Annotated in this window: 21 protein-coding genes; 6 read left to right on the top strand and 15 right to left on the bottom strand. The window is 67.2% G+C overall.

Annotated elements, in window-relative coordinates; translation table 11 throughout:
- Nucleotides 1-3: 3 nt before the first annotated feature.
- From FHX47_RS05200 to FHX47_RS05170, 7 genes are all read right to left on the bottom strand, one after another.
- On the bottom strand, nt 4-870 hold the full coding sequence (locus FHX47_RS05200; RefSeq protein WP_183357750.1) for a metal ABC transporter permease: 867 nt from the start codon (nt 868-870) through the stop codon (nt 4-6).
- The gene (locus FHX47_RS05195) at nt 867-1,607 is read right to left on the bottom strand and encodes a metal ABC transporter ATP-binding protein (protein WP_221205986.1); all 741 of its coding nucleotides are present in this window, start codon (nt 1,605-1,607) and stop codon (nt 867-869) included. The genes FHX47_RS05200 and FHX47_RS05195 overlap by 4 nt, the downstream gene beginning before the upstream one ends.
- Nucleotides 1,600-2,565 carry a metal ABC transporter solute-binding protein, Zn/Mn family gene (locus FHX47_RS05190; protein WP_183357748.1) on the bottom strand — a complete coding sequence of 322 codons (966 nt, stop codon included), beginning with the start codon at nt 2,563-2,565 and terminating at the stop codon, nt 1,600-1,602. The genes FHX47_RS05195 and FHX47_RS05190 overlap by 8 nt, the downstream gene beginning before the upstream one ends.
- An 87-nt stretch (nt 2,566-2,652) precedes the next feature.
- Nucleotides 2,653-3,450, bottom strand: coding sequence for a histidinol-phosphatase (gene hisN, locus FHX47_RS05185; RefSeq protein WP_183357747.1), 798 nt, complete (start codon nt 3,448-3,450; stop codon nt 2,653-2,655).
- Between the two features lie 85 nt (nt 3,451-3,535).
- Nucleotides 3,536-4,657 (bottom strand): ribosome small subunit-dependent GTPase A, encoded by a 1,122-nt coding sequence (rsgA, locus tag FHX47_RS05180; RefSeq protein WP_183357746.1) that lies wholly within the window; start codon nt 4,655-4,657, stop codon nt 3,536-3,538.
- Entirely contained in the window at nt 4,654-6,000 is a 1,347-nt protein-coding gene (gene aroA, locus FHX47_RS05175; RefSeq protein WP_281376204.1) for a 3-phosphoshikimate 1-carboxyvinyltransferase, read from the bottom strand. The genes rsgA and aroA overlap by 4 nt, the downstream gene beginning before the upstream one ends.
- A gap of 17 nt (nt 6,001-6,017) precedes the next feature.
- Nucleotides 6,018-6,650, bottom strand: a complete 633-nt coding sequence (locus FHX47_RS05170) for a DoxX family protein (protein ID WP_183357745.1) — start codon at nt 6,648-6,650, stop codon at nt 6,018-6,020.
- A gap of 188 nt (nt 6,651-6,838) precedes the next feature.
- On the opposite strand from FHX47_RS05170, the gene FHX47_RS05165 reads away from it, so the two are divergent.
- Both FHX47_RS05165 and rsrA read left to right on the top strand, forming a co-directional pair.
- On the top strand, nt 6,839-7,474 hold the full coding sequence (locus FHX47_RS05165) for a sigma-70 family RNA polymerase sigma factor (protein ID WP_183357743.1): 636 nt from the start codon (nt 6,839-6,841) through the stop codon (nt 7,472-7,474).
- Nucleotides 7,471-7,746 carry a mycothiol system anti-sigma-R factor gene (gene rsrA, locus FHX47_RS05160; RefSeq protein ID WP_183357742.1) on the top strand — a complete coding sequence of 92 codons (276 nt, stop codon included), beginning with the start codon at nt 7,471-7,473 and terminating at the stop codon, nt 7,744-7,746. Before FHX47_RS05165 ends, rsrA begins: the two co-directional genes overlap by 4 nt.
- 102 nt (nt 7,747-7,848) lie before the next feature.
- Here the strand turns inward: rsrA and FHX47_RS11115 are convergent, their stop codons facing one another.
- Genes FHX47_RS11115 through FHX47_RS05150 form a run of 3 tightly spaced genes read right to left on the bottom strand, consistent with a single transcriptional unit; the run spans nt 7,849 to nt 12,569 of the window.
- Nucleotides 7,849-7,926, bottom strand: coding sequence for a 50S ribosomal protein bL37 (locus tag FHX47_RS11115; protein WP_425484894.1), 78 nt, complete (start codon nt 7,924-7,926; stop codon nt 7,849-7,851).
- 57 nt (nt 7,927-7,983) lie between these two features.
- On the bottom strand, nt 7,984-8,601 hold the full coding sequence (locus FHX47_RS05155) for a GDSL-type esterase/lipase family protein (RefSeq protein WP_183357741.1): 618 nt from the start codon (nt 8,599-8,601) through the stop codon (nt 7,984-7,986).
- Nucleotides 8,602-8,606: 5 nt separating this feature from the next.
- Nucleotides 8,607-12,569 carry a multifunctional oxoglutarate decarboxylase/oxoglutarate dehydrogenase thiamine pyrophosphate-binding subunit/dihydrolipoyllysine-residue succinyltransferase subunit gene (locus FHX47_RS05150; RefSeq protein ID WP_343064305.1) on the bottom strand — a complete coding sequence of 1,321 codons (3,963 nt, stop codon included), beginning with the start codon at nt 12,567-12,569 and terminating at the stop codon, nt 8,607-8,609.
- A gap of 131 nt (nt 12,570-12,700) precedes the next feature.
- Here FHX47_RS05150 and guaB1 point away from each other — a divergent pair, with 131 nt between their 5' ends.
- From guaB1 to FHX47_RS05135, 3 genes are all read left to right on the top strand, one after another.
- Complete coding sequence (gene guaB1 / locus FHX47_RS05145; RefSeq protein ID WP_183357887.1) at nt 12,701-14,161, top strand: GMP reductase; 1,461 nt, start codon at nt 12,701-12,703, stop codon at nt 14,159-14,161.
- Between the two features lie 102 nt (nt 14,162-14,263).
- Nucleotides 14,264-15,676 (top strand): CNNM domain-containing protein, encoded by a 1,413-nt coding sequence (locus FHX47_RS05140; protein ID WP_183357739.1) that lies wholly within the window; start codon nt 14,264-14,266, stop codon nt 15,674-15,676.
- On the top strand, nt 15,673-16,749 hold the full coding sequence (locus tag FHX47_RS05135; protein WP_183357738.1) for a hemolysin family protein: 1,077 nt from the start codon (nt 15,673-15,675) through the stop codon (nt 16,747-16,749). Before FHX47_RS05140 ends, FHX47_RS05135 begins: the two co-directional genes overlap by 4 nt.
- Here FHX47_RS05135 and FHX47_RS05130 read toward each other — a convergent pair.
- The 5 genes from FHX47_RS05130 to FHX47_RS05110 are packed head-to-tail and all read right to left on the bottom strand — an operon-like array spanning nt 16,733 to nt 20,720.
- Entirely contained in the window at nt 16,733-17,614 is an 882-nt protein-coding gene (locus tag FHX47_RS05130) for a metal ABC transporter permease (RefSeq protein WP_183357886.1), read from the bottom strand. The genes FHX47_RS05135 and FHX47_RS05130 overlap by 17 nt on opposite strands.
- Nucleotides 17,614-18,465: a metal ABC transporter ATP-binding protein gene (locus FHX47_RS05125; RefSeq protein WP_343064304.1), complete on the bottom strand. Its 852-nt coding sequence runs from the start codon at nt 18,463-18,465 to the stop codon at nt 17,614-17,616. Before FHX47_RS05125 ends, FHX47_RS05130 begins: the two co-directional genes overlap by 1 nt.
- Nucleotides 18,462-19,553, bottom strand: coding sequence for a metal ABC transporter solute-binding protein, Zn/Mn family (locus FHX47_RS05120; protein ID WP_183357737.1), 1,092 nt, complete (start codon nt 19,551-19,553; stop codon nt 18,462-18,464). Before FHX47_RS05120 ends, FHX47_RS05125 begins: the two co-directional genes overlap by 4 nt.
- A 17-nt stretch (nt 19,554-19,570) precedes the next feature.
- The gene (locus FHX47_RS05115) at nt 19,571-20,287 is read right to left on the bottom strand and encodes an alpha/beta hydrolase (RefSeq protein ID WP_183357736.1); all 717 of its coding nucleotides are present in this window, start codon (nt 20,285-20,287) and stop codon (nt 19,571-19,573) included.
- Between the two features lie 16 nt (nt 20,288-20,303).
- On the bottom strand, nt 20,304-20,720 hold the full coding sequence (locus tag FHX47_RS05110; RefSeq protein ID WP_183357735.1) for a Fur family transcriptional regulator: 417 nt from the start codon (nt 20,718-20,720) through the stop codon (nt 20,304-20,306).
- Nucleotides 20,721-20,770: 50 nt separating this feature from the next.
- Here FHX47_RS05110 and FHX47_RS05105 point away from each other — a divergent pair, with 50 nt between their 5' ends.
- Nucleotides 20,771-21,205, top strand: a complete 435-nt coding sequence (locus tag FHX47_RS05105; RefSeq protein WP_183357734.1) for an HIT family protein — start codon at nt 20,771-20,773, stop codon at nt 21,203-21,205.

Here is a 21,205-nt window from a genome sequence, read left to right as displayed (position 1 = left end):
GCCCTATCCTACGGCGGTTGCATGGGAGGAAGCACGACGACGCCGCAGCGCAGCAGCCAGCCCGTGGCGCGGAGAGCACAGATAAGCCAGCACAAACTGCCCGGAGGCGCAGAGCACAATAGCCCCGCCGGTGGAGACACCCCACCAGTAGCTGGCGTAGACGCCGAGGATCGCCGCCACAGCGCCCACACTGGAGGAGATGAGCAGCATCGTGGCGAAGCTGCGGGCCAGCAGGAACCCGGTGGCTCCGGGAATCACCAGCATCGCCACCACCAGGATCACCCCAAGGGTCTGCAGTGCAGTCACGGTGGTCAGCGCCAGCAGAATCAGCAGCACTGCGGTGAGCACGCCGGTGCGCAGCCCGATGGCCGTGGCGTAAGTGCGGTCGAAGGCGAGCAGGGTGAAGTCTCTGCGCTTGAGCAGCAGCACCAGTGCGGTGACTGCGGCAAGCGCGGCCACCTGGTAGAGATCAGCGCGCGAGGTGCCCAGCACATTGCCGAAGAGCAGATCCATCAGGTGGGTCTGACTGGGTGTGGCGGAGATGAGCACCAGCCCCAGCGCGAAGAGCGAGGTGAACACCACCCCGATGGTGGTGTCACGCTTCATCGTGGTGGTTCTGGACAGCCCGGCGATGAGGGCCACTGCCAGCATGCCGAAGACGAAGGCGCCGGCACCCAGCGGGATCCCCAGGATGAAGGCCAGCACCACTCCGGGCAGCACAGAGTGGGCCACCGCCTCTCCCATCAGCGACCAGCCCATCAGCACCAGCCAGGAGGAGAGCATGCCGCAGACCGCCGATGAAATCACCGCCACGGCCAGCGCGTTCTGCATGAACGCGTACTCGAAGGGGGAGAGCAGAAACTCGATCATGACAGCGAGGCTCCGAACGCGCGGGCCAGCTGCTCATCGGTGAGCACATCCTCGGGAGCCCCGGCGGCCAGCACCCGACGGTGCAGCAGGATGACCTCATCGGCCAGCTGGTGAACACCCTCCAGATGGTGGGTGGAGATCAGCATGGTGGTGCCGGCGGCGGCCAACTGGTGCAGCAGCTCGGTGATGAGGCGCTCGCTGCTGCGATCCACCCCCGCGAAGGGTTCGTCCAACAGCATCAGCTCCGCCTGCTGAGCGATCGCGCGGGCGACGAAGGTGCGCTTGCGCTGACCTCCGGAGAGCTCTCCGATGCTGCGCCTGCGATACTGGCTCAGTCCGGTGCGCGCCAGCGCCTCGGCCACGGCCTCGCGGTCGGCGCTGCGGGCTCGCCGGATGAAGCCCATATGGGTGTAGCGGCCCATCATCACCACCTGCTCCACCGTGATGGGAAAGGTGGTGTCGATCTGTTCGTGCTGGGGCACAAAGCTCACTGCGTTTCGTCGTCGTGCCTTCGCCGGGGCCTGCCCGAACAGCCGGACGCTGCCGGTGCGTGGGGGCAGCAGTCCCAGCATCGCGGCGAAGAGCGTGGACTTGCCGGACCCGTTGGCTCCGACCAGGGCGGTGATGCGGCCGCGCCCAAGCTGCAGGTTCACACCCTCCAAGGCGGAGACCCCGGGGTAGCCTGCGCTGAGGCCGCGCACCACCACAGCTGGCCGGTCAGGTGAGGAACTATTCATAGCCGGTGAGGATCCGATCGATGTCATATTCCAGCAGGTCCAGGTAGGTCGGCACGTCACCGTCGTCGGTGAGCGAATCCACGTACAGCGGTGGGCCGAGCTCGGCTCCGGTTTCGGCGGCCACCTGCTGCTGGGCCGAATCGTTGACGGTGGACTCGCAGAAGATCGTCGGGACGCTGTGCGCCTCCACGTAGTTGATCTGCGCCTCAGTCTGGGCGGCGGTGCCCTCGTTCTGGGCGTTCAGCGACCACAGGTAGTGCTCATCGATGCCGTACTCCTGGGCCAGATAGCTGAACGCGCCCTCACAGGTGACCAGGCGGACCGGGGCGTCGAGGTTCGCAAAGCGTTCCTCCGTGGTGCGGTGCAGGCTCTGCAGCTGCTGCCGGTACGCCTCGGCGTTCTGGGCGAAATGCTCGGTGTGCTGGGGGAACTGCTCGGCCAGGGCCGCTTCGATGTTATCGATGTAGACCTCGGCATTCACCGGTGACATCCACGCATGGGGGTTGACCGGCATATCGGCTGCGGTGCCGGCGTGGTCAGGGTGGTCGCGCAGCCAGGTGACCGCGAGCGTGTCGATGCCGTCGGTGGCGGTGACCGTGGGGGCGTCAGCGTGCTGGAGGAACTGCTGGAGCCATGCCTCCAGGCCCAGGCCGTTGGCAATGACCAGATCGGCCTCCGCGGCGCCGCGAACGGCTGAGGGAGTGGGGTCGTAGCCGTGGACCTCCGCACCGGCAGGGGTGATGGATCTGACCTCCACGTGCTCGCCGCCGACCTCAGCGGCCATGTCCTGCAATACGGTGAACGTGGTCAGCACCACCGGCAGTCCGGCCTCCTCGCCGGAGTCGGTGCCGGCAGTCTCCGGGCCGGCCGGCACACAGGCAGTGAGCACCAGGGCGGTGGCTGCCGATACGGCGGCGAGAGGAGCAGTGATTTTCGCCGGAGTGGGTCTTTTAGACACCCCTACACTCTAGTATTAGGGATGACTAAACGTCGAATGGGGGAGTGTCACAGCCCAGAGTCTCAGGCGCTGCCCAGAGCGTCAGATTCAGACGCCGCCCAGGGCCTCAAGAGACCGCTGGTGCAGCACACCGTTGCTGGCCAGCGCATTGGGTCCGGTGCAGCCGGGATCATTGGCCAAGGAGGTGAAGGCCCCGCCGGCCTCCTGGACGATCGGCACCAGGGCCGCCATATCGTAGAGCTCCAGCTCCGGCTCCGCGGCGACGTCGACGGTGCCTTCGGCCACCATGCAGTAGGACCAGAAGTCCCCGTAGGCGCGGGTGCGCCAGACCGCATCGGTGAAGTCCAGGAACTGCTGGAGCCGGCCCAGGTCTCGCCAGCCGTCCAACGAGGAGTAGGAGAAGGAGGCATCACTGAGCTCGGAGACCTTTGAGACGTGCAGCTGCTTCGCTGCCGTCAGGGATTTGCCCGTGTAGGCCCCGCCGTCCTTGGCCGCCCACCAGCGGCGCCCCAGTGCCGGAGCAGATACGACCCCCACCACCGGTTCACCGTGGTCCACCAGGGCGATCAGCGTCGCCCAGACGGGCACCCCGCGGATGAAGTTCTTGGTGCCGTCGATGGGGTCAAGGATCCAGCGGCGGGACCCTGAGCCGGTTTCACCGAACTCTTCGCCGAGGATCGCGTCGCGGCCGCGCGCGCGCCCCAGCTGGGACCGGAGGACCTCCTCTGCGGCCCGGTCGGCGACGGTCACCGGCGTCAGGTCCGGTTTGGTCTCCACCTCGAAGTCCATGGCGTTGAAATGCTGCATGGTTTTGGCGTCGGCCGAATCGGCGATCACATGCGCCAGACGGAGGTCTTCGGTATAGGGGCTGGATCCGAGGCTCATGGCTAAAAGCTACCAACCAGCCGCCGCAGACTGGTGCATCCGGCGGCTCAGCGGCCGAAAATGTCGCTGAGTCGGCGACGAGGGCTCATGCAGTGCCCAGGGTCTTCTCCTGAGACGGGCTCTGGCTGCCGGTCAGCGAGCTGAGCAGTCCGCGCAGCGACTGCAGCCGGGCGCCGCCGTTGACACCGGCGTGACCGGCTGCGACGTAGGCGTCCAGCGCACAGCCGCCGGCGGGGGACTCGTGGGCGCAGCCGGGCTCACAGTCGACGCTGCCCTCCACCAGGTCCTCGAAGGCGGCCAGCACATCATCCGGGTCCACATGCGCCAGGCCGAAGGTGCGCACCCCGGGGGTGTCGATGACCCAGGAGCGCTGGGCCAGAGGCTGCTCCACCTCGGGGCCGGGTTCCAGGGTCAGCGCCACTGCTGAGGAGGAGGTGTGGCGGCCCCGGCCGGTGATCATGTTGACCCCGCCGATGGCCCGGTCCGCTCCGGTGAGCGCGTTGACCATGGTGGACTTTCCCACCCCGGAGTGGCCGATCAGGGCGGTGACCTGCCCGCAGAGCAGACGGCGCAGCTGGGCCACCGCATCGGGGGAGAGCCGGGTGCGGTCGGGGTCCTGCGTGTCGGCGCGCGAGGAGATCACTGTGGTCAGGTCCAGGTGGCTGTAGTGGGAGACCAGGTGCGCCGGGTCGGCCGGGTCCGCGGCGAGATCCGCCTTGGTGATCAGCAGCACCGGGGTGATCCCGGCCTCGTAGGCGGCCACCAGAGCACGGTCGATGAACCCGATGCGCGGCTGCGGGTCAGCGGCGGCCACCACGATCAGCAGCTGATCGGCATTGGCGACGACGACCCGTTCGGCGTCGTCGGTGTCCTCTGCTGAGCGGCGCAGCAGGGTGCGGCGCTCATCGATCTGCACCAGCCGGGCCAGGGTTCCTTCGGCGCCGGAGGTGTCGCCCACCAGCCGGACCAGGTCTCCGCAGACCACCGCCGTTCTGCGCAGCGCCTTGGCCCGCATGGCGGTGACCACACGATCCTCGGCCCCCTCGGCACTGGCCACCGCGCAGGTGTAGCGGCCGCGGTCGACTTGGACGACGCGGCCGGACTCGGCGTCGTCGTAGGTGGGGGAATCTTTGGTGCGCGGCCGAGAGCCCTTCTTGTTCGGACGCACTCGGACGTCGGATTCGTCCCAGGAGTCCCACCGGCTCATCGGTTCACCAAGGTTTCCCAACGGTCGGGGAAGTCGGGCATGGTCTTGGCGGTGCAGCTGATGTCTTCGACCCGCACGCCATCGACGGTGAGGCCGAGCACCGCACCGAAGGTGGCCATGCGGTGGTCGGCGTAGCTGAGGACCTCGCCGCCGTGGGCGATGGGGCGCAGCACGGTGAAGCCGTCCTCGGTCTCCTGCGCGGCTCCGCCGAGCCGGCGGATCTCCGCCACCAGGGCTGCGATCCGGTCGGTCTCATGCCCGCGCAGGTGCGCCACGGCGGTGAACGTCGTCTCCTGGGGGCAGAGCGCCGCCAGTGCCGCAACGGTGGGGGTCAGTTCTGCGGTGGCCTCGACCACCCCGGGGGAGACCAGCTGTTCGGGTCCGGCAACGGTGAGGGTCGCTGTGGGGGCGGACCCGTCGCTGGCCGGGGGCTCGTCGGTGAGGGTGACGGTGCAGCCGAAGTCTTCCAACAGCTTCGGCCAGCGCCGACCGATCTGGGTGGACTCGGCGGGCCAACCCGTCATGGTCACCTCACCGCCGGTGGCAGCAGCGGCGCACAGGAAGGGCCCCGCGTTGGAGAGGTCAGGCTCCACCCGCACCGTGAAGGCAGCGATCGGGCCGGGTTCGACCCTCCAGGTGTGGGGCTGCGGGGAGCTGACGCTGACTCCCACCTGCTCCAGCACGTTCAGGGTCATCTCCACGTGCTCCAGCGAGGGCACCTGGGCGCCGCGGTGACTCAGGGTGAGTCCCTGACGGAAGCCGGGTGCGGCCAGCAGCAGTCCGGAGACGAACTGGCTGGAGCCTGAGGCGTCGATGGTGATCTGCCCGCCGGCCACCGTCCCGGTTCCCTCCACGGTGAAGGGTAAAAACCCCGGCTCGGCGTCGTCTGCAATTGCCACGTCCAGAGCGCGCAGGCCCTCAAGCACTGCGCCCATGGGCCGCACCCGGGCCTCGGGGTCGCCGTCGAAACGCACCTCACGGCCGCTCAGCGCGGCCAGCGCCGGCACAAAGCGCATCACTGTTCCGGCCAGTCCGCAGTCGACCCCGGCCGGCTCCCGGCCGGCCTCAGCAGAGCTGATGGGGGTGATGCGCACTGCTGGTTCGCCGCTGGTCCGCCAGTCGGCTATGTGCTCCACCTGCGCCCCCAGGGCAGTGAGGGCGCTGAGCATCAGCTGGGAGTCGCGGGAGTCCAACGGGTTGACCACCACGGAGGGGCCGGAGGCCATGGCAGCCAGCAGCAGGTAGCGGTTGGTCAGTGACTTCGACGCCGGCACCCGGATGCGTCCGGTCACCGGCTGCGAGGCTCGTGGCGCAAGCCATCCGAGAGCAGAGTCCTGGGGCAGTGGGGCCGCAGCCGTGTTCAGGGCGTGACCTTCTGCGCATCCTTGGCGACCTGGGCCACGGCCCGCTTGGCTTCGCTCTCGGCCCTGCGGAAGGATTTCTTGGCGTCCTTCTCGAAGGCTTTCAGCGTGTCGACGGCGTCGTCTCCGAGGTCCTCGGCCCACTTGGACGTCTTCTCACCGAACTTCGCGCCCTTCTTCTGGGCGCGCTTGGAGAGGTTCTCGGCGCGCCAGCCCAAGGACGGCTTGCCGGCCAGGTCGGCGATGGCCAGGCCGAGACCACCGAGGATGGAGACGTTCTTCAGCAGCGTGGTGCGCTGTGCGGCGACGTCCTCCTTGGTCTCCACACTGGCGGTGCGGAACTCGGCGTAGGAGTTGAGCTTGTGCACTCCGCAGAGGGCCAGTGCCGCCAGGCGCGGACACTTGCCGATGGCCAGCATCGCGCCGGCGCCGACCTGCACGCCGCCGAGCACCTGGGCGGTGCGCTTCGGGTTCGATGCCACCTGCTCGGCCTGCGGGACGAGGGAGGCCAGCTCGTCAAGAGTGGTCTGCAGCTCTGCGCTGGCCTCATCGGGCCGGCGAAGGCGCTCCACGCCGCCGGCGATGAAGCTGGCACCTAGCAGTGGTCGGGCGACTTTGCGGATCAGAGTCATGCTTCTCCTCCTCGAACGGGCGGACCGGTGGGGCCCACGCCGGGAATTCGGCTGTGTCCTGAACTAATCTATCAAGCGAATCAGCTGCGAGGAATGTGAACGGCGTCGGCGTCGTTATTCTCAGTATGACAGTGGCAGCTTTAGCACCAGCGGCACCGCAGCAGCGGGTGCGCGTAGACTCGTGGGCAATGAGTGAGCGCCCAACAGTTTCAGATGCTGCCCCGGAGGCAGTCGACGTCGCCTCGGAGACCGAGGCCGCCCGGCGGTTCCGGTTCGAGCGTGAGGCCCTGCAGTATGTGGATCAGCTGTATTCAGCTGCCATGCGCATGACACGCAATCCACAGGACGCTGAGGACCTTGTCCAAGAGGCCTACACCAAGGCGTACTCCGCCTTCCACCAGTACAAGCCCGGCACCAACCTGAAGGCCTGGCTGTACCGGATCCTGACCAACACCTACATCAACATCTATCGCAAGAAGCAGCGCCAGCCGAAGCAGACCAACACCGAACAGGTGGAGGACTGGCAGATGGCCCAATCCGCTCAGCACACCAGCTCCGGGCTGCGCTCGGCGGAGACCGAAGCGTTGGACCACCTGCCCGATTCCGATGTCAAGGATGCCCTGCAGCAGATCCCCGAGGAGTTCCGCCTGGCGGTGTACTTCTCCGACGTGGAGGGATTCGCCTATAAGGAGATCGCTGAGATCCTCAACATCCCCATCGGCACGGTCATGTCTCGGCTGCACCGCGGCCGGAAGCTGCTGCGCGGCCTGCTGGCCGACTACGCCCGCGAACGCGGCTTCAGAAGACGGGAGTCCACTTCATGAGTACAGAGAACTGCAAGGACTGCGACACCCCGGCTGAGTCCGCCCAGCGGCTGGAGCGGATCTATGAGTATCTCGACGGCGTACTCTCCCGCGGGGACATCGACGACGTCCAGGCCCACCTCAACGACTGCCCGGAGTGCGCCTCCGACTACGACCTGGAGTGTGTGATCCGCAGCGCGGTCAGGCGCTCCTGCACGGAGCAGGCCCCGGATACGCTGAAGATCACCATCATGGAGCAGATCAGCCAGATCAGAACTGAAGCAGGTCACTGACCCGCACTCAACCGTGCCACCTTTTCGCCAGAAAACCCCCGCTGGAAGAGACTTCGCAGCGGGGGTTTTGCTATGGCATCACGCCGGTGAAATGGTCGACGCTCAGCCGGACAGCGGCCGCTTGCCGTGATTGGCCTTCTTCTTGCGGCGGTCCTTGCGCTTACGTCCGCGCTTACTCATAGCCGACCTCCTTCTGTAGGGAACGGAACGTGGGCTATTCTACTGCAGCTGCCCCCGTTAGGACGATGCGGCCGGCTCGGGCAGGTCCAACCACTGGTACCAGCCGCGGTGCAGCATCAGCCAGGCGATGAGCCCATAGCCGGCCTGGGCCGGACGGCCCTCGTTGGCGGTGAGGTCCTCCCGCCACTGCTGGTGGTCCACCAGCGGGGTGAATGCGTCGACGTAGGGGTGGGACCGCCGGGTGGCGACATCCTGATAGGCGCGGTTGAGCTGTGCGGCCTGCCGGTTGCGCTCAGCGTCCAGCCCCGGCAGCGGGCCCAGCACCAGGCACCGGATGCCCTGCTGGGCGGCGCGGTCGAGGATATTGGCCAGGTTCAGCCGCGCCCGCGCTGAGGTCGCGTTGACCAAGTCATGGTCATTGAGCGCGATGAGCAGCAGGTTCTCCGTGGTGGGGCCGAACCGGGGAGCCGCCTCAGCCTCCCAGCGCTGCGACAGAGCCTCAGTGCCTTCGTCGGGAACCGCAAGCACATAGTGCTGCAGCTCCACGTCCTCCAGCGGCGTCTTGGAGAGCACGCGGCCCACCCAGCCCAGGGCTCGGGGGTCGCCGACGCCGGTGAGCAGCTCATCGCCGACGACGACCAGACGCAGCCGGCGCGTCGGTGCAGGATCCTCCATACCGCTCACAGCTCGAGGTGTGGGAACGCACGGCTGAGCAGGGAATCCAGTTCCGCAGCGTGGCGCTTGGCCTGTCCCACTGAGGTCGCCGCTGACGCAGAGCGACCGATCAGGTCCACGTCCTGCTTCAGCAGCGGAACGAAGTTCAGCCCGAAGAACGGCCACGGTCCCTGGTTCTGCGGCTCGTCCTGGGTGTAGATGAACTCCGCCTCATCCGGATACTTGTCCAACTCGGCCTGCAGCTGCTCAACCGGCATCGGGTAGAGCTGCTCCAGGCGGATGACCGCAGTGGTCTCATCCTCGTGCTTGGAGCGTGTGGCCACCAGATCGTAGTAGAGCCTGCCGGAGACGATCAGGACGCGCTTGACTTTGGCGGGGTCCACGCCGTCGTCGCCGATGACCTCCTGGAAGGTGCCGGAGGTGAAGCTCTCCACACTGTTCGCCGCCGCCTTGAGCCGCAGCAGCTGCTTGGGGGAGAAGACCACCAGCGGCCGGCGCGGACGCGACACGGCCTGGCGGCGCAGCAGGTGGAAGTAGTTCGCCCCGGAGGAGGGCAGCACCACGGTCATGTTGTTCTCCGCGCACAGCTGCAGGAACCGTTCCGGCCGGCCTGATGAGTGGTCGGGGCCCTGTCCCTCGTAGCCGTGGGGCAGCAGCATGACCAAGGAAGAGCGCTGCCCCCACTTCTGCTCGGCGGTGGCGATGAACTCATCGATGATGATCTGGCCGCCGTTGACGAAGTCGCCGAACTGGGCCTCCCAGAGGACCAGAGCGTTCGGGCTGGCCACCGAATAGCCGTACTCGAAGCCCAGTGCCGCATACTCGGAGAGCAGCGAATCGTAGATGAAGAACCGAGCCTGATCATCGGTCAGGTTCTTCAGCGGGTACCACTCGTCGCCGTTGACCCGGTCGTGGAAGACCGAGTGGCGCTGCACGAAGGTGCCGCGCCGGGAGTCCTGCCCGGAGAGGCGCACCTCGGTGCCCTCCATCAGCAGGGAGCCGAAGGCGGCGATCTCGGCGAAGCCCCAGTCGATACCGCCTTCGCGGGACATCTTGGCCCGCTTCTCCAACAGCGACTTCAGCTTCGGGTGGGCGGTGAAGCCCTCGGGGATGTTGGTGTGGACCTCACCGATGTGCGCCAAGTCAGCTTCGCTGATGGCGGTGTCCTCCGCACTGCGGCTCGGCGACTCGTCCTCCGGCTCCGAGGTTGCGGGCGAGGTCTCCGGTTCGGCCCCCTCGCTCTCCTCCTCCACAGTGGAGACCGGCTGGGTCTGAGCTGCGTGAGTTTCGGTGAAGACCCGCTCCAGCCGCTGCCGGTAGTCCTGCAACGCCTGGTCGGCCTCCTCCTGGGTGATATCACCACGTCCCACCAGGGCCTCGGTGTAGAGCCTGCGGGTGGTTCGCTTGGCCTCGACCAGGTTGTACATCTTCGGCTGGGTCATGGAGGGGTCGTCGCCCTCGTTGTGGCCCCGCCGACGGTAGCAGACCAGGTCGATGACCACGTCTTTGTGGAACCGCTGCCGGTAGCGGAAGGCCAGCTGCCCCACCCGGGCCACAGACTCGGGGTCATCGGCGTTGACGTGGAAGATCGGTGCCTGGACCGCCCGGGCCATGTCGGTGGCGTAGGTCATGGACCGTGCCGCAGAGGGCGGGGTGGTGAAGCCCACCTGGTTGTTGACCACCACGTGGACGGTGCCGCCGGTGCGGTAGCCGCGCAGCTGCGACATGTTGAAGGTCTCAGCGACCACGCCCTGGCCGGCGAACGCTGCGTCGCCGTGGATCAGCAGCGGCATCACTGAGAAGCTGTTGACACCGTCGGCACCCTGGTCCAAGCGGTCCTGCATGGCCCGGACCACACCTTCGAGGACCGGATTGACCGCCTCCAGGTGTGATGGGTTGGCCGCCAGGTAGACCCGGGTGGAGTTGCCCTTGTCCGAGGTGAATGCCCCCCGGTTGCCCAGGTGGTACTTCACGTCTCCGGAGCCGGAGCTGGAACCGGCCTCGCGGCCCTCAAACTCGCGGAAGACCTGCTCATAGGTCTTACCGGCGATATTGGTCAGCACGTTGAGCCGGCCGCGGTGGGCCATGCCGATGGCCACTTCGTCCAGACCCTCGTCGGCGGCCTCGGAGAGCACCGTGTCCAGCAGCGGGATCAGCGACTCCGAACCCTCCAGCGAGAAGCGCTTCTGGCCGACGAACTTGGTCTGCAGGAACGTTTCGAAGGCCTCGGCGGCGTTGAGCCGGCCCAGGATGCGGAACTGCTCATCGCGTGTGGGCTTGGAGTAGGGGTGCTCCACCTCGTTCTGGAACCAGGCGCGCTCATCCGGGGTCTGCAGGTGCATGTACTCGATGCCGGTGTTGCGGCAGTAGGTGTCGCGCAGCACCCCCAGAATGCTGCGCAGTGGCAGGCTGGGCTTGCCGCCGAAGCCGCCGGTGGGCCATTCGCGATCGAGGTCCCACAGGGTCAGACCATGGTTCTCAATGTCCAGATCCGGGTGGGTGCGCATCTGGTACTCCAGCGGGTCCACGCTGGCCATCAGGTGTCCGCGCACCCGGTAGGAGTGGATCAGCTGCTGGATGCGGGCGACCTTGTTGATCTGCTCCTCAGGGTTGACCTGAATATCGGCGGACCAGTGGATCGGCTCGTACGGAATCCGCAGGGCCTGGAAGATCTCCTCGTAGAAGCCGTCCTTGCCCAGCAGCAGCTCGTGGATGGTCTTGAGGAACTCACCGGAGACTGCACCCTGGATGACTCGGTGATCGTAGGTCGAGGTCAGCGTGATGACTTTGGAGATCGCCAGCTCGTTCAGCGTCTTCTCGCTGGCGCCTTCGAACTCGGCCGGGTAGCTCAGCGCGCCGACACCGACGATGACGGCCTGGCCCTTCGACAGCCGCGGCACCGAGTGGGAGGTGCCGATGCCGCCGGGGTTGGTCAGCGAGACCGTGGCACCGGCATGGTCTGTGGGGGTGAGCTTATTGTCCCGGGCACGCTGGACAATGTCGTCATAGGCACCCCACCATTGGGTGAATCTCAGCTCCTCTGCGCCCTTGACGCTGGGCACGATCAGTGCCCGTGTGCCGTCGGGGCGGGGCAGGTCGATGGCCAGGCCGAAGTTCACGTGAGCCGGCTGGATCGCAGTGGGCTTACCGTCGATGACGTCGTAGGTGACGTTCATCTCCGGGTACTCGTTGAGAGCCTTGATCATCGCGTAGCCGACCAGGTGGGTGAAGGAGACTTTGCCGCCGCGGCTGCGCTTGAGGTGGTTGTTGATCACCGTGCGGTTATCGATCAGCAGCTTGGCCGGGATCGCTCGGACGGTGGTGGCCGTGGGTACCTCCAGGGAGGCATCCATATTGGCCGCGATCGCTTTGGACATGCCCTTCAGCGGGGTGTGCTGATCCTCTTTGTCCTCGTCCGGCTTCTCCGTGGGAAGCTCACTCCTAGCCGGTTCAGAGGGGATCGGAGTGCGGGATCCGGTTGTTCTGCGAGTGGTGGGCTCGGCCGGGGCCTGCCGCCGGCCGTTGCTGCTGGAGGACTGCTGGCGCTTCTCATCAGGCTTATGGCTCTGGGACTTCTGTGACTCCGCCGGCTCTGCGGGGGTGGCGGTGGCGGGGGTGGTGCTGTCGTCGGGCCGCTGATTCTCCGCCGTCGGCTTCGCGTCCACGGCATCTCGGCCGGCAGCTTCTTGCCCCGCGCCCGACTTGGAGGAGCCGCCGCTGGACCCGCTCTGCGGGGAGTCCTTGGCCTTCGAGTCCTTAGCCTGAGACTTCTGGGCGGGCGCTCCGTTGGACGCTCCGTTGGACGAGGAGTCTGCCGATGAGCCCTCGGACTCCAAGCGTCTGAAGATCTCCACCCATTTGCGATCTATCGAATCGGGGTCGACCCTGAACTTGTCGTAAATGTCGGCGACCAGCCACTCATTTCCGGGAAACTCCTCGGCAAGACGGCTGGACGTTAGTTCTGACACGGTGGATACGCCTCTTCCATATGTGGTCTTCAGCAGGTGTCGTCGCACTGCACTGTGCGTGTACTTTGCTTCAGTCCAGCATAGTGACATTGGCACCTGTGATGCCACTGCACACGGTATCGTGTCTCATGATGCAGCTTCTTCACCAACCCCCCCATGATCTGACCTACTCAGACGTCTTCCTCGTCCCGTCCCGGTCAGCGGCGAGCTCACGCTTCGACGTCGACCTCGCCGCCGACGACGGCACAGGCTCCACCACGCCGCTGGTGGCGGCGAATATGACGGCGGTGACCGGCCGGCGGATGGTGGAGACCATGGCCCGCCGCGGCGGGCTCGGAGTCCTGCCGCAGGACGTTCCGGTGGATGTCATCCGTCAGGTCACCGCATGGGTGAAGGCCCGGCACACCGTCCTGGAGACCCCGCTGAAGGTCACCGCCGCCGACACCGTCCTCGATGTGCTGCACCTGCTGAACAAGCGCAATCACGACGCCGTCTGTGTCATCGACGATGAATCTCGGCTCGCCGGAGTGGTCACCTCAGCAGACGGTGAGGGCGTGGACCGCTTCTCCTCGGTCGCATCGGTGATGCGCATGCCGCAGGTGCAGTTCACCGAAGAGCAGATCGTCGGTGATGAGGGGCTGGAGCGCGCCTACGAGTCGATGCAGGCCTCCGGCACCGACTACGCCCCGGTCACCACAGCTGACGGCACGCTGACCGGGGTGCTCAGCCGCCCCGGGGCGCTGCGTTCGACCATCTATACGGCCAACACCGATGCCTCCGGCCAGCTGAAGGTGGCGGCCGCCGTGGGCATCAACGGTGACGTGCGGGCCAAGGCCGAGGCCCTGCTGGAGGCTGGGGTCGACGTGATGGTGGTCGACACCGCCCACGGGCATCAGCAGAAGATGGTGGAGGCGGTGAGGCAGGTGCGCGCTGCAGTGGAGGCCGCCGGCCTCGCCGTACCGGTGGTGGCCGGCAACGTCGTCACCGCCGAAGGCACCCGCGACCTCATCGAAGCCGGTGCCGACATCGTCAAAGTGGGTGTGGGTCCCGGGGCGATGTGCACCACCCGGATGATGACCGCAGTGGGCCGCCCGCAGCTCTCCGCAGTGCTGGAGTGCGCTGCCGCCGCCCGCGAGCTGGGCCGCCGGGTGTGGGCCGACGGCGGCGTCCGCTACCCGCGAGACATCGCCCTGGCCCTGGCCGCCGGCGCATCCCAGGTGATGGTGGGCTCCTGGTTCGCCGGCACCTACGAGTCGCCGGGGGACCTGCTCACCGCAGCCGACGGTCGCCGCTACAAAGAGAGCTTCGGCATGGCCTCGGCCCGGGCGGTTCAGCACCGCTCCTCCGGCGAGAGCGCCTTCGCGCGGGCCCGCAAGGGACTGTTCGAAGAGGGCATCTCCACCTCCACCATGTTCCTGGACCCGGCACGGCCGGGTGTGGAGGACCTCATCGACTCCATCATCTCCGGGGTGCGCTCCGCCTTCACCTACGCCGGGGCACACACCCAGGACGAGTTCCGCCAGCGGGCGATCATGGGGGTCCAATCAGCCGCAGGATACGAAGAGGGCAAACCGGTGACCCAGACCTGGTAGAAGGTCCGGTAGAATTCCCCTGTTATGGAGTATCGACAACCCGGCTGGTGCCGGAATCTCTCACTGACCCCGCAGCCGTGGATGCGGAGGTGGCTCCGCTAAGTGGAGTGGATCCTCCTCACGCTCGGCCTCGTGCTCATCCTGGGCAACGGCTTCTTCGTCGCCGTCGAGTTCGCCCTGGTGGCTCTCGACCAGCCCACTGTTCAGCACGCCATCGACAAGGGTGATAAGCGCGCCGAAACGCTGATGCGCTGCCTCAAATCGCTCTCCACCCAGCTGAGCAGCTGTCAGCTGGGCATCACGATCAACACCCTGCTCATCGGCTACGTCACCGAACCGGCCCTCAGCCGGCTGATCGCGCCGCCCCTGACCGGCCTGGGAGTTCCCGAAGCCGCCGCCGGCGGGGTCTCGCTGCTCATCGCCATGCTGGCCGCCACCATGGCAACAATGCTGCTGGGTGAGCTGGTGCCCAAGAACCTCGCCGTGGCCGAAGCATTCCGGATCGGCCGCGCCCTGGCCCGGCCCCAGATGGTCTTCACCGCCGTGTTCAAACCGCTGATCGTAGTGCTCAACGGCTTCTCCAACAAAGTCCTGAACCGGGTGGGCCTTCAGGTCAAGGAGGAGCTCTCCGGGGCGCGGACCCCGGAGGAGCTCTCCGCGATGGTGCGCCGCTCTGCCAGCCTGGGGACCCTGGACCAGCAGACGGCGACCTTCCTGGACCGTACCCTGCACTTCTCGGAGCAGACCGCCGCTGATGTGATGACCCCGCGGCCGCGGATGAGCAGCGTGGAGGCAGAGTCCTCGCTGGAGGAGGTCATCGACACCGCCCGCCGCACCGGGTACTCCCGCTTCCCGGTGCTGGGGGAGTCCGGGGTCGACGACGTCCGGGGCGTGGTCCACGTGAAGAAGGCCGTCGCCGTTCCGCGCAGCAAGCGCGGCCCGCTGGTGGCGGCGACACTGATGAGCGATGTGACCCGGGTGCCCGAGACCATCCACCTGGACGCGCTGCTTCCGGTGCTGCGCCAGGCCCCGCTGCAGATGGCGATCGTTGAGGACGAGTACGGCGGCACCTCCGGAGCCGTCACGCTGGAGGACCTGGTCGAGGAGGTCGTCGGAGAGGTCGACGACGAACACGACGCCCTCACCCCAGGAGTGCTGCAGAGCGCGTCCGGCGACTGGATCTTCCCCGGACTGCTGCGCCCCGATGAGATCAACTCCCAGATCCTGGAGCTGAACCTCTCCGAGGACCCCGCCTACGAGACCACAGCAGGATTCATGCTCTACCACCTGGGCCGCATCGCCGCAGTCGGCGATGAGGTCCCCATCGCATCCGGCCGGCTGACGGTGCTGGCCATCGACGGCCGCCGCATCGACCGCATCCGCTTCATTCCCGACCCCGAGGTGCGCCGGCAGGCCCTGCAGGACCAGGCCGAGCGGGCCCGCCGCATGGCCCAGGAGCGCGCCGGGCACATCCGTGCCGCCGATGAGCGCCAGAGGATGGTGGAGGGATCATGACCACAGATCTGCTGGGACTCATCTGGCTGGTGGTGCTGCTGGCCGGAAACGCGTTCTTCGTCGCCGGAGAGTTCGCGGTGCTCTCGGCGCGCCGCAGCCAGATCGAGCCGAAGGCCGAAGCCGGATCCAAACGGGCCAAGACGGCGCTCTACGCCATGGAGCACGTCAGTCAGATGCTCGCGGTGGCCCAACTGGGGATCACCGTGTGCTCGCTGCTGCTGCTCATCGTCGCCGAACCGGCCATTCACCACCTGCTGGCCGTGCCCTTCGACGCCGCCGGGCTGCCGACTGCAGTGACCACCACCGTCTCGCTGGTCATCGCGCTGGTCATCGTCAGCTTCCTCCACGTCACGTTCGGGGAGATGGTGCCGAAGAACTTCGCCGTCTCCGTGGCCGACCGGGCCGTGCTGCTGCTGGCCCCGCCGCTGGTGTTCCTCTACAAGGTGCTCATGCCGCTGATCTGGCTGCTGAACTTCACGGCGAACCTGGTGCTGCGCGCCTTCCGGGTGACCCCGCGCGATGAGGTCATCTCCACCTTCACGCTGCAGGAGATGGAGACGATCGTCGCCGAATCCAAACGAGGCGGCACGGTCACCGACCAGGCGGGCATCATCGCCGGGGCACTGGACTTCACCGACCGGACCGCGCAGGAAGTCATGGTGCCCATCGAGGAGCTGATCACCGTGCCCTCAGACGTCACCCCCACCCAGGTGGAGAAGGCCGTCGGCAGAACCGGCTTCTCCCGATTCGTGGTCACCGACGAGGCCGACGCCTACTCCGGGTACCTGCATCTGAAAGACATCATGGCCCTCACTGAAGCCGATGCCGGGCACCCGGTGCCGGTCACCGCAGTGCGTTCGCTGGGCAATATGAGCCCCAGCGACGACCTCGACACCTGCCTGGCGGCCATGCAGGCCTCCGGCTCCCATCTGGCGCGCGTCATCGACGACGACGGCCAGACCCGCGGCATCCTGTTCCTGGAGGACGTGCTGGAGATCCTGGTGGGTGAGGTCAATGACGCCACCCAGGCCCGGGATTCCCGGCGTCGTCACCGGGTCACTGACTCGGCTTAGACAGACTCCGCTCAGTCTGCCGGGCCACAGAGGTCGCGCGTCTGCGGCGACCGATGAGCAGACACCCCACGTAGAACAGGAAACTCAGCGTGGTGATGTAGGGGCTGATCGGCACGGTGCCGGTGATGGCGATCATGATCCCGCCCACTGCGGAGACCACGGCGATGCCGCTGGAGAGCAGCACCACAGTCAGCGGCCGACTGCTGACCCGCAGCGCGGCCGCCGAGGGCACCACCAGCAGCGAGAGCACCAGCAGGGCACCGACCACCTGGACGCTCATCGCCACCGCCAGGCCCAGCAGCACCATGAACCCCATGGACAGCACCCCGACGCTGACCCCGCGCGCCGCTGCCAGCTGCGGGTCCACCGAGACGAACATCAGCGGACGCCAGATCAGCACCAGCACGATGCTGATCAGCACCGCCGAGGTGACCAGGGTGCGGGTCTGCAGGTCGTCGACGCCGACGACCTGGCCGGTCAGCAGACCGAACCGGTTCGCGCTGCGGCCCTGATACAGGTGCAGGAACAGAATCCCCAGGCCCAGGCCGAAGGGCATCAGCACCGCGGTCACTGCTGAGGTGTCGCGGTCGCGCAGACTCAGAATCCCGATCAGCACAGCAGCGGCCACCGCACCCACGGCCGAACCGGCGACGACGTCGACCCCGGCCAGCAGCGCCAGCGCGGCGCCTGCGAAGGAGATCTCGGCGATGCCGTGGACCACCAGGCTGGAGCGGCGCAGCATGATGAAGATGCCGATGACCCCGCCCATCAGCCCCAGCACGGCCGCGGTGATGACGGAGTTGCGCACCAGCCAGAAGAGCTCCCAATAGTCTTCGGTGCTGAAGGAAGAGGTGAACTGTTCGATCACAGCTGATCCTCCGTCGCCGGATCGTGGTCGTGATAGCCCTCCAGATGTTCGGCGAAGACCACGATGCGCCCCCGGTGCTCAATGACCTCCACCGGAGCCTGGTAGAGCTCGGAGAGCACGCAGGAGCGCATCACCTCGGCCACTGTGCCCAGCCGGTGCTGGCCGCGGGCGAAGTACAGGACCCGGTCGACGTGCTCGATGACCGGGTTGATCTCATGGGTGACGAACACCACTGCGGCTGCGCGCTCCACCGCCTGGCGGCGGATCAGCTCCGTGATGGCCTGCTGATGGTGCAGATCCAGGGAGTGCAGCGGCTCATCGCAGAGCAGCAGCGCAGGGTCGTCGGCCAAGGCCTGGGCCGCCCGCAGCCGCTGCTGCTCCCCTCCGGAGAGCAGGCCGACCGGACGGTCGGCGTAGCTTCCGGCCCCGACGTCGTCGAGCAGGTTCTGTACCCGCGTGCGGGTGGCTCGCGAGGCCCAGGGCAGTCCGTAGCGGTGGCCTTCCAGCCCCAGTGCCACCAGGTCGCGGGCGCGCAGCGGAGTCTGCGGATCCAGTGTGTGGTGCTGGGGGATGTAGCCGACCCGGCTGCTGCCCCGGCGCACCGGGGCGCCCAGCACCTGGGCGGTGCCGGCGGAGAGCCGCTGCATGCCCAGCAGCGTCTTGAGGAAGGTGGACTTCCCTGAGCCGTTGGGGCCCAGCACCGCCAGAAATTCCCCGGCCGCCAGGGAGAGGTTCACCTGCTCCCACAGGGTGCGGTCGCCGAAGCGGACTCCGGCTTCGTGCAGCTGCAGCGCCGGCTCTTGGGGTGAGGGCAGTTCCGGGGAGGACTGTGCTTCGGCGGAGGTCACTGGGCCTCCTGCAGGGCGGCCTCGAGGGTGTCGATGTTGGACTCCATCCACTCGAGGTAGCCGGCGCTGTCCTCCGGGATGGTTTCGGTGAACTCCACGACCACCGCCGAGGCTTCCTGGGCGGCGTCGCGAATGCGGGAGGCCTGCTGGGTCTCTGTCTGGGCGTTGTAGGAGAGCAGGTCGACCTCCTCACTGCGCTGCAGAGCGTCTCGGTAGAGCCTGGGGGAGACGTCGTCGCCGTGCTCGACTGCGCTGAGGAAGGCAGGGTCGGTGCGGTTGTCGAACCCCGCGTGCTCCAACAGGTAGCCGGAGACGGCCTCAGTGGCCAGATAGCTGTGCCCGGAGGCCTGCAGCTGCTGGCTGCGCTCATCCAGGGCGCCGATCTGCTCCGCCAGTTCTTCGGCTCCCTCGGCGTAGAGCTCGGCGTGCTGCGGGGCCAGCTGCCCCAGGTGCTCGGCAACCTCGAGGACGAACTGCTCCATACGGGCAAGGTCGTACCAGAGGTGCTCGTTCTGGTAGGAGTCCCCGTCCTCGTGGTCGTGGCTGTGGTCATGGTCGTGCTCGGCAGAGCCCTCGGCGACCTGGTGGACGGCATCCTCCTTCTCCGCCGCGGAGGCCAGCTGGGTGATGAAGGAGTCGTAGCCGGCACCATTGGCGATGATCACATCGGCGTTCTCCACCGCCAGCCGGTCCTGGGGTGTGGCCTCATAGGAATGCGGATCCGTGGCAGTGGAGGTCACCAGGGCCTGGACCTCGACCGCATCGCCGCCGATCTGGGAGATCAGATCCGCGTAGACGTCGGTCGAGGTGACCACTGACAGCTCAGCCTGGCCCTCCTCGTCCTCTGCCGGGGAGCTGCCGGACCCGCCGCTGGACCCCCCGCTGGACCCGCCGCAGGCACTGACCGTCAGCACGGCGAGTCCGGCCAGGGTCAGGGCAATGCTGCGCAGCGGGTTCATTCCGCACACCATACTCTTATTGCAAACTGTTCTCAAAGTCAGGTGCTGCGGGGTGTGGTGCTGCGGGGTGTGGTGCTGCTGGGTGCGGAGCCGGGACTGGGACCCGCCGCAGCGTTGGTGGAAAAACACAGTGCTGATGCAGACAATCAGTGCCGGCGCAGAAACTGGGTGGTGCGGCGCAGCAGCAGTTCGGCGTCGTAGTCCAGGGTGGCCACGTGGCGGCTGCGGCGCAGAATGACCTCCTGCACCTGTCCACCCTGGGCCTGCTCACCTAGGGCACGCTTAAGGAGGGTGGCCGAGGCCGAACCGACCACATGGTCCACCGCCGAACGCAGCAGCAGCACCTGGGTCCGCTGCGCCGCCAGCTGCGGCAGCTGCCCGCGGCAGAGGCTGAACACTCGGGACAGCTCAGCCACTGCCCGCAGCGGGGTGCGCGCATAGGCCTCTTCGGTGACTCCGGGCTTGGCGATGTCGCCGGCGATGGAGCCGATCGTGGGCTTGAGCCGGGCCAGCAGGCGCGCGCCCGCCGCAGTGCCCGGGCTCAGGCGCAGTCCGGGGTTGATCACCACCGCGGACGGGCTGCGGTGCACTGCGGCACTGCGCAGCGCCAGGGCTCCACCCATGGACAGGCCCACCGGGATCACCGTGGTGCAGCGTGCGGCCAGCCGTCGGTGGGCGGCGTCGGCAGCTTCGATGATCTCCTCGGCCCGGGTGGCGGCCAGGTCTTCCCACCGGCTGCCGTGGCCCGGCAGCAGGGGCATCTCGACGTCGAACCCCGCCTCCTTCAGACCTTCGGCCACCGGTTCCATGGATGCGGTGGTGGAGGTGAAGCCGTGCAGCAGCAGCGCCCCGGGTGCAGTCATCGCCTCGGTCCCGGGGTCACTGCCGCGCGCAGCTCTGGCACAGCCCGAAGATCTCTAAGGTGTGCTGGACGTCGGTGAACTGGTGCGCTGCGGCGAGTTCTGCGGCCCAGGACTCCAGCTGCGGCGCCTCGAATTCCACGGTGAGGCCGCAGCGGCGGCACACCAGGTGATGGTGATGCTCCTCTGCGGCGCAGATCCGGAAGATCGCCTCACCATCGTCGGGCCGCAGCGCATCGAGCAGCCCCTCCTCATGGTGGGTCTGCAGGACTCGGTAGACGGTCGCCAGGGACACCTTCTCGCCACGATCAGTCAGGATCCGGTGCAGCTCCTGAGCGGAGACGAAATCCTCCAGCGAGTTCAGGGCAGCCCACACTGCGCGCTTTTGGCGGGTGCTGCGACCCCTCACCGGGGGAGTGGAAGGCGTGGTGCTCATATGCCTGCTAAGCCTAACAGGGCGCCCATCGCAGGGTTTAGAGTGGGAGGATGAGCACAGAGTTCACCAAAATCATCGACGGCGAACTTCCGGGCCGATTCATCTGGCGCGATGAGACATGTGTCGCGTTCCTCTCCACCGGCCCGTTGGTCTACGGCCACACCCTGGTGGTGCCGCGCACCGAAGTGGACCGCTGGACCGAGGCGGACCCGCAGGAGCTCAAGCACCTGAGCGCAGTGGCTCAACGCATCGGCAAGGCCCAGGTGGAGGCATTCGGATCCGTGCGGGCAGGGTTGGCGATCGCCGGCTATGAGATCCCGCACCTGCATGTCCACGTGTGGCCCTCCAACTCGATGGCCGATCATGACTTCGGCAGAGCCATGAAGAGCCCCGACTGGGCGAAGATGGACGAGGCGGCGGAGAAGCTGCGCGTGGCGCTGCGGCTGATGGGCGACACCGAGCACGTGCCGGCTGAGGAGCACTGA

Origin of the sequence: Garicola koreensis (assembly GCF_014195445.1) — a bacterium.
Lineage (GTDB): Bacteria > Actinomycetota > Actinomycetes > Actinomycetales > Micrococcaceae > Nesterenkonia > Nesterenkonia koreensis.
The sequence above is the reverse complement of the archived record's forward strand: the minus strand, read 5'-3'. Positions and strand labels throughout refer to the sequence as shown.